Raw genomic sequence first — 7,260 nt, forward strand, 5'->3', positions numbered from 1 at the left:
GCGCCCGGACCGCCCTCACTCTCTACCAGATCCTCGACGCCCTCCAGGACGTCCTGAGGTGCTGGACCGGCGTCTGCACCACCTGCCACCAACCCACGCCCAGCGGGACACACCCAAAGCCAAGATCGAGACAGACCTAACGGAGTCCTACTAGGTGGCGCTGGCACACGGTGAGTTCGGGCGCCCCCTCGGCCAGCCGGGCCCGGCCCGTCCCCTGGGCGGGGAGCCGGTCGGTGCCGGGGCGGGGGCGGCGTGGAAGGCGGCGTGGAGGTGCTCGGCTGCCTGCCACAGCCGGATCCGGCACGCCCGCAGGTGGTCGCCCTCCGCCCTGGCCACCGGGGTGGTGCGGACTGCATGAGCGTCGAGCAGCCCGTAGAGCGCCACGGCGTGGGCGTGCAGGGAGTCGAGTTCGGCACGGCCGGCGGCGACCGGGGCGACCGGCATGTTGATCGCCCGGTGGAAGTCGAGCGCGGCGGTGGCGAACGGGACGAAGTCCGGAGCCAGTTCGGGCAGGGGCTCGGTCGGCATGAGGGTGCCCTTCGGTAGAGCGCGAGACGGTGGTGCGGGTGCGTGCGCTACGGGCGGGCGAGGGGCAGGGCGGCGTTGGTGAAGGCCTCGGCCTGCTGCCAGGTCAGAAGGCGCAGGTCGACGAGGGCGGCGACGGCGGCCGTCTCGATCGCGGCGCAGGCGGCGTTCAGCTGCTCTTCGGTGTCGGCGCTCACGGTCAGCAGACCGGTGAGGGCGACGTCGGCGTGCCCGGCGATCAACTGCCGCTCGCGCTGCTTGATGTCGGCGTACTCGACCGAGTCCTCCTCAGAGTCGACCTGTCCCTTGCGCTGCCGCTCGGCGGCGTCCGCGACCACGGTTGCCTTGCGGCGCTGTACGTCCTTGAGCGCGGAGTCCAGACCCTTGGGCTCATACGTCAGCGACAGGGTGCGGCGCACCCCGGAGGTGAACAGGAGCTGGTGCAGGAAGCCGGGGCCGGTCTCGATGCGGGGCCAGTTCTCGATCCAGAACGTGGTGTGGTGGGCCGAGTCGGTCTGGATCCGGTCGGCCTTCTCGATCAGGACGACAGGGCCGGCTGCAGCGGGCTCGGCTTGCGGGCGGCCCGAGGCCGACCACTGGTCCAGGGCGACGGACGCCTTCGGGTCGTATGCGGTACGGATCACGGCGGCGATCTCGGTCGCGTCCAGCCAGCCGTTGGGCGTGAGACCGGAGTTGCGGGCGGCCTGGTCGAAGGTGGTGGTGAGCTGGGCCAGGACGGCGAAGCCGCCGGTGAGTCCGCCGCCGGCCTGGTTGATCAGACGGCGTGCGGTCTTGAGATCGAGGGCGAGTGCGACGTACGCCTCGTGCGGGGCCGCGGCTGGGCCGGCGGCGGCCAGCAGGTCGCTGTAGATCGGTCCGGCGAGGTGGGTCGCCTCGGCGCCGTGCTCGTGCCAGTAGCGGTTGAGCGCGTCGCCGGAGTCGGGCACCGTGCGCTCCAGGACCTGGACGCGGGCGATGTGCCCGGTGCGAGCCAGAGCCGCTAGCGTGCGCCCCCAGCCCGCGACGTTGCTGTTCTGGGTGGCTGGGTCGAGCAGCGCGAAGGCACGTGAGGAGACCTTGACGACCGCGGTGAGCGTGCCGTGGTGCGGATCGTGCACCGCACCGAAGCGGCCCTGCGAGGCGGTGACCACCCGCAGGGAAGCCGCCGTACCCGGGAGATGAAGCAGACCCTCGCGGCGCGGCCGGGTGGACGGGCTGGGCGAGCCAGACCAGCTGGCCCCGGAAGCGGCGGAGCGCGTACCCCGCGGCGAGAGGCGTCCAGTCGGCGAGGGACCGTCCGCGATGGCGCACGAATACCGCCGCCAGGACGGCCGCCCACAGCGGCGTGAGCTTGAGCGCCCCGGTGACACCGGAGGCGAGCAGCACCGCGAGCAGCAGCAGCCCGGTCACGGTGATGACGATCAGCTGAGCAGCCGACAGCCCGAGCAGTACACCGCGCCGCGAGCGATGCGGGAACTTCACGGTGGCCGGGCCGTCAGGCTGAGAGGTGTCGGTGAGCATGGCGAAGCCGTCCTTGGAACGTGGAGAGCAAGAACAAGAGAGAGGAACGGGTGGGCTGCGCCGGAGGCGACCGGAGCCGCCCACCTCGTCAGCCGAGGGCTACGAGCCCGATCCCGTCGGCGGTTCGGGGTAGACCCACGGCTGCGGCATGGGACCGCGCTGCGGAGAGAGCCCGCTCCCCGCGGACGGCCCAGTGCTCCGGGGTGCCGGCGGGTCCAGGTGCGTGATCCGCGGCTGGCCCATCGACGCACCGTGGGGCGTCGGCCCGGACAAGACGGGTGCCGACTCGGCTGCGGTGTCCGAACCGGGACGCTGGATCAGAGGCTGGCCGCGGTCACCGTCGCTGGGTGGCCGCCGGATCAGTGCCCGGCCCTTGTCACCGGTGGCGTTCGGGTCCTCGCCGAAGCGGAAGTGGATCTGTTTCGGCTTGTCGTCCCCGCCTGTTCCGCCGGTCGGGTCGATGCCGGAGGCGACTCCACCCGAGCCCTGGCCCGGAATCTTGGACGGGCCCTGCGGTGCGGGCATGCCGATGCCGGCCTGCATCGCGAGCTGGCCAGCGGTCTTCGCCGCACCGGCGGCCACCGCGACCCCCGCGACGCCCGTACGGTGGAGGTCGTCCTGGCCGCCGCCGTCGGCCGCCCAGTGCACGAACCGGTAGGTGGCGTAGGGGCATAGCATCACCAGGACCATCACGACGAGCCCGGCCATGGCGTCGGACAGGGCGGCGAGCCCGTCGGAGGCGTGGCTCTTGCCCATGGCCGAGACGCCCAGCAGGAACACGATCGTCATCAGGAGCTTGCTGACGATCAGAGTCGCCGTCGCCTCGATCCACCCCCGCCGCCAGCGCCGCGCCACTTCCCAGCCGCCGCCCGCGCCGGCGAACACCGCCAGCGTCACTAGGACCAGGATGCCGACCTTGCGGGCGACCATCACCGATCAGTACAGGAACGCACCGATGGCGCACCCGAGGCCGACCACGGCGGGTATCGCCCAACCCAACTCGTACATCGGACCGAGGTCGTTGACCTCGATGACGCGGCGGATCGCGTCGGCGACCGATGTGTCCGCCGCCTTGAACAGCCCGGCACTGAGCGCGTCGACCACGGTCAGCGCGACGGTGGTGCAGGCGATGGCCGCGAAGGCGAACAGGACACCCGCCGCCGTCCCGGTCACCGCCTGCGCGAGAGCGCGCTCGTCACGGCGCCAGGCCGCACGCATCAGCTGCAGACAGAACGTGCCGACGGTCAGGACGAGACCGATGGGGAGCAACAGCTCGTAGTTGCTGCGGAACCACTCGGCGTTGAGATCAACGGCCGTGGTCTTGTCGACGGCCGTCGAGGCGAGGTCCGCGGCCGACTGGGCCAGCTCGCCCATGGACTTGGCGATCCAGGCACCGATGCCATCGGTGATCGCTTGTCCGGTCGAACCGACGACACCGCCGACGGTGTCGCACACCGTGCTCATCAGGGGAAGGTCACAAGTCCCCATGGGGGCACCTCCTTTCGGGATTTGGGGGCGATCAGGGCGCGACGTTCGGCAGTATGCCGACCAGGGCACAGGCGTGGTCGGGGCGGCACTGGACGGCGAGGGTCGTGGCGCGGGACTCGGCTCCGGACTCGGAGCCCTTCCAGGCGATGGACTGCTTCCTGGTGACCGTGACGGCGTAGACGTACGCCTCGGTGATCGCGCCTGGGTCCTGGGTCAGGGCGGTCTTGAACGCCTGTGGGAAGTGGCCCTCGCCGACCTTGGCGGTCGCGTACTGGTGGTTGTCGTGCAGTCGCGACCACAGCACCGGGCTGGGCACCTGATCGGAGACGGACTCCCAGTCGGCGTACTTCGTCTCTGTCGTCATCCACCGTTTGAGTCCGGCGACGTGCTCGGCCCGGGAGAAGGAGCGGGTGTCGTACGTCCACAGGACCTTGGCGGCCGCCTTGGCGAAAGTGATCGGATCACTCGTCTCGGGCGGCGATGCGACGGCCGGACGCTTGCCGTCGGTCGCCTCGGGCGATGCCACCTGGGGTGTGGACTGAGGAGTGTGAGCAGGCTGCGTCGAGGCGGGGCTCTCCGCGCGGGTCAGATACGCGAGGAGGCCGGCGACGGCCAGCAGCACGGCGAGCACGAGGCCGCCCAGCAGGGCACGTCGCAACACCGAGGAGGACGACCTGTAAGTGCGCTCCTGAGGGGAGCGGGAACGGCTCTTCGGCATCAGTGGACCTGCGTCCCCATCGCCGAGAAGAACGCGACGATGCCGTTGGCCGCGCCGAGCAGCAGCGCACAGCCGGCGGCGACGACGGTGCCCTTCTTCCCGTTCGCCTCGGCCTGGTGGCCGCCGCTGTGGTGGCCCCATGCCCAGACCACGGCGGAGATGGCCAGAGCGCCGACCACCGCGATGATTCCGAAGAGGTTGATAGAGGAGATGACGTCCTTCAGCACACTGAGGCCGGGAAGACCTCCCTCCTTCGGTGTGATGCCGGGGTTGTACGCCAGATACTGGGTGTGCTGCATGAGCTTCACATGGAACTCCAGTGCGATTTTGGGCGCGCGAAGGCCCGAGAGGAAACGGAGCGAGGAGACGGGGGAGAAGAAGCCGGTCAGACGACTCGGCGGGCGGCGACGATGTTTGTACGCCAGTCGGCGAGGGTCGAGATCTTGACCACGTCGCCGGTGTGCGGGGCCTGCAGGATCAGCCCCCGGCCAATGAACATCCCGACATGTTCGGGCGCTGCGGCCGTGCCGCGGGTGAACAGGAGGTCACCCGGCTTGAGGGCATCGAAACTGACCGCCTTGCCCTCTTTCACCTGCGTGTAAGTGGTCCGGGAGATCGAGACACCGCCGGCCTTGTACGACGCCTGCATCAGGGACGAGCAGTCGCACCGGCCCATCGGGTCCTGCCCGTGCGGATCCGAGCAGTTGCCGCCCCACTGATACGGCGTACCGAGCTGACCGAGGCTCCAACGGATCGCCACACGCACGGACTTGGGCGCACTCGCTGGGATCTCGTAGCCTTCCGGGACCGAGCCTGCGGGAATCGGGCCGAATGCGGACCCGTCTTCCCCGGAGCCACACCCGGCAATCGCCGGGGAGGTCGCCTGCTGGTCTTCTCCGCCCGTGCCGCTGTCCTTGCCGGAACTCCCGGTCTGGCCAAGTGACGTGGCGATGGCCTTCTGGAGGGCCGTGGCAAGCGGCTCCCACTTCGCGTACGCGTCAGGGAATCCGCTCTTCTGAACCGCCTGCGCGGCCTGGGCGACGGTCATCGACTGCCAGCCCGAGACCTTGAGCAAGCCCTCGTAGAACTTCGTCGAGGCGTGCACCGGATCGCGAACCTCCGCGGCCGAACCCCAGCCCTGACTGGGACGCTGCTGGAAGAGACCACGCGAATCCCGATCGCCGTAGCCCAGATTCCGAACCGCGACTCCTGCAGAGCCGTGGCCAGGGCGACGATCTGCCCTCGCGCCAGCACCTTCATCGCAACGCCGGTGGCCTGGATCGTCTTGGCGTTCGGTATCTGCTCCTCGGGGTCATCCAGCCCCGAAACGGACACGGACCCCTTGCCGTTGCCTTTGAGGATCGACTCAACCTGCTTCGCAACCGCCGCGCTATCCACAGCTAGTGGGCCATCCGTGGAGCAAGAGGCCAGGGCAGCGCCGGAACCAGCGAGAGCGACGGCGGCGGGCGTTATCAACAACGTCGGGCCGAGTGCCACGGCCCCGGCTATGGCGAGGACCTTTTTCACGGGCGTGAGCCGAAGACCGACTGGCGGGAGGACAGGACACTTGGACCCAGCGAAGGGCGCGCCTGGGCATGCTGCATCGGCAGCTCCTTACTCGTAGGTAACGCGGCGCGGGCGTTTTCGTCGAAAAGGCCACCGGCACCACGCCGGTTGTGAATTCGCAAGGAAACCAGGGCCGGGAGTAGCTAACTCCTGGCCGCTGGCCTCCTTACTGAAAAGCGGCAGTGAGCCGCGCTCGTAATCTCTCTCGCCACATGAGGAGAGCCCCTTCGCCAGTCAGGAAGCCAGTAGTGGAGGGCATGCTGTCCTTTGGGTGGACCAGCACGCGTAGGAACAGCTCGGCAGGGGGAAGCATGTCCCCCACCTGCGATATGGCGAGACTGTAGAGACGAAATCCGGCCGCACCAAACGCCCCTTGCTTCTGACGGTTTCGGGCTGCTGACCGGACATCCGCCTCATTGGGTGCGGCCGGAATTCGGAGTTAACATCCAGCGCATCGCTCGCCCCGGCAACTGCTTCCGCGGTTCTGCGGAGCGACCCATGCCGACGTGCCTCCGCGAGCGGAGCAACGACCGCACGACCGCCTCCCCGAAAGAGAGAACCGCGCAATGCCGTACACCCTGTATCGAGGCGACGCGCTGACCGCCCTCGCCGGCATCCCTGACAACAGCGTCGACGCCGTGATCACGGACCCTCCATACAACAGTGGCGGTCGAACCAGCAGCGAGCGCACCGGTCGCTCTGCGCGCGCGAAGTACACCTCGGCGGATGCCGAGCACGACCTTGCCAACTTCCCAGGAGAGAACCGTGACCAGCGTTCGTACGGCTTCTGGCTGACTCTCTTGCTCACCGAGTCCTATCGCGCGACCGTCGAGTCCGGCACCGCGCTCGTCTTCACCGACTGGCGGCAGCTGCCCACTACGACGGACGCACTCCAAGCCGCCGGGTGGACCTGGCGCGGGATCGCGTCGTGGCACAAGCCGGTCTCACGGCCGCAGAAGGGCCGACTCAAGCAGTCGTGCGAGTACATCGTGTGGGGAACCAAGGGACCCGTCGATGCCAGCCGCAATCCCGTCTACCTGCCCGGCCTCTACACGGCGAGCCAGCCACGGAAGGACCGGGTGCACATCACCCAGAAGCCGATGGAAGTGATGCAGGAGCTGGTGAAGATCTGCCCGCCTGGCGGCACTGTCCTGGATCCCTTCGCGGGCTCGGGGACGACAGGGGTTGCTGCTCTTCGCGAAGGTCGGCGTTTCATAGGCGTTGAGCTGTCCGACCACTATGCCGACATCGCTGAACAGCGGCTCCAGGCCGAGCTGACCCAGGACGACTTCGTCCTGGCCGGACCGAGGGAGTGATCATGAGAGCAGAGAGCTCAGGGCCGATAGACGGCAGACACCAAAGGGCGGCTGGCGCATAGAGTAACCCATTCGCCCGCCGCCCATTAGCTTGCGTGAGGCAGCCACGAAAGCCCGCCGGATAAG

4 protein-coding genes and 3 pseudogenes are annotated in these 7,260 nt (G+C 69.0%); 1 reads left to right on the forward strand and 6 read right to left on the reverse strand.

Features of this window, described 5'->3' with window-relative positions; genetic code table 11:
* Positions 1-150: 150 nt before the first annotated feature.
* The 6 genes and pseudogenes from ACFWXC_RS52680 to ACFWXC_RS52705 all read right to left on the reverse strand — a co-directional run bounded on the left by ACFWXC_RS52680 (position 151) and on the right by ACFWXC_RS52705 (position 5,779).
* Entirely contained in the window at positions 151-528 is a 378-nt protein-coding gene (locus tag ACFWXC_RS52680; protein WP_384491442.1) for a DUF6238 family protein, read from the reverse strand.
* A 47-nt stretch (positions 529-575) separates the two neighbouring features.
* Positions 576-2,046 (reverse strand): annotated as a pseudogene (locus tag ACFWXC_RS52685) (SCO6880 family protein).
* A gap of 99 nt (positions 2,047-2,145) precedes the next feature.
* Positions 2,146-3,534, reverse strand: a pseudogene (locus ACFWXC_RS52690) (ATP-binding protein).
* A 31-nt stretch (positions 3,535-3,565) separates the two neighbouring features.
* Positions 3,566-4,252 carry a hypothetical protein gene (locus ACFWXC_RS52695; RefSeq protein ID WP_384491444.1) on the reverse strand — a complete coding sequence of 229 codons (687 nt, stop codon included), beginning with the start codon at positions 4,250-4,252 and terminating at the stop codon, positions 3,566-3,568.
* Positions 4,252-4,551 (reverse strand): DUF6112 family protein, encoded by a 300-nt coding sequence (locus ACFWXC_RS52700; protein WP_384491448.1) that lies wholly within the window; start codon positions 4,549-4,551, stop codon positions 4,252-4,254. The genes ACFWXC_RS52695 and ACFWXC_RS52700 overlap by 1 nt, the downstream gene beginning before the upstream one ends.
* A gap of 86 nt (positions 4,552-4,637) precedes the next feature.
* Positions 4,638-5,779, reverse strand: a pseudogene (locus ACFWXC_RS52705) (C40 family peptidase).
* A 605-nt stretch (positions 5,780-6,384) separates the two neighbouring features.
* Here ACFWXC_RS52705 and ACFWXC_RS52710 point away from each other — a divergent pair.
* Positions 6,385-7,134, forward strand: coding sequence for a DNA-methyltransferase (locus ACFWXC_RS52710; RefSeq protein ID WP_384491446.1), 750 nt, complete (start codon positions 6,385-6,387; stop codon positions 7,132-7,134).
* Positions 7,135-7,260: the final 126 nt, after the last annotated feature.

Origin of the sequence: Streptomyces sp. NPDC058683 (assembly GCF_042716195.1) — a bacterium.
Lineage (GTDB): Bacteria > Actinomycetota > Actinomycetes > Streptomycetales > Streptomycetaceae > Streptomyces.

Bases quoted from the DNA above. Each gene is read 5' to 3' on its own strand.
- ACFWXC_RS52710 (WP_384491446.1), top strand. From the start codon at position 6,385: ATGCCGTACACCCTGTATCGAGGCGACGCGCTGACCGCCCTCGCCGGC.
- ACFWXC_RS52700 (WP_384491448.1), bottom strand. From the start codon at position 4,551: ATGCAGCACACCCAGTATCTGGCGTACAACCCCGGCATCACACCGAAG.
- ACFWXC_RS52695 (WP_384491444.1), bottom strand. From the start codon at position 4,252: ATGCCGAAGAGCCGTTCCCGCTCCCCTCAGGAGCGCACTTACAGGTCG.
- ACFWXC_RS52680 (WP_384491442.1), bottom strand. From the start codon at position 528: ATGCCGACCGAGCCCCTGCCCGAACTGGCTCCGGACTTCGTCCCGTTC.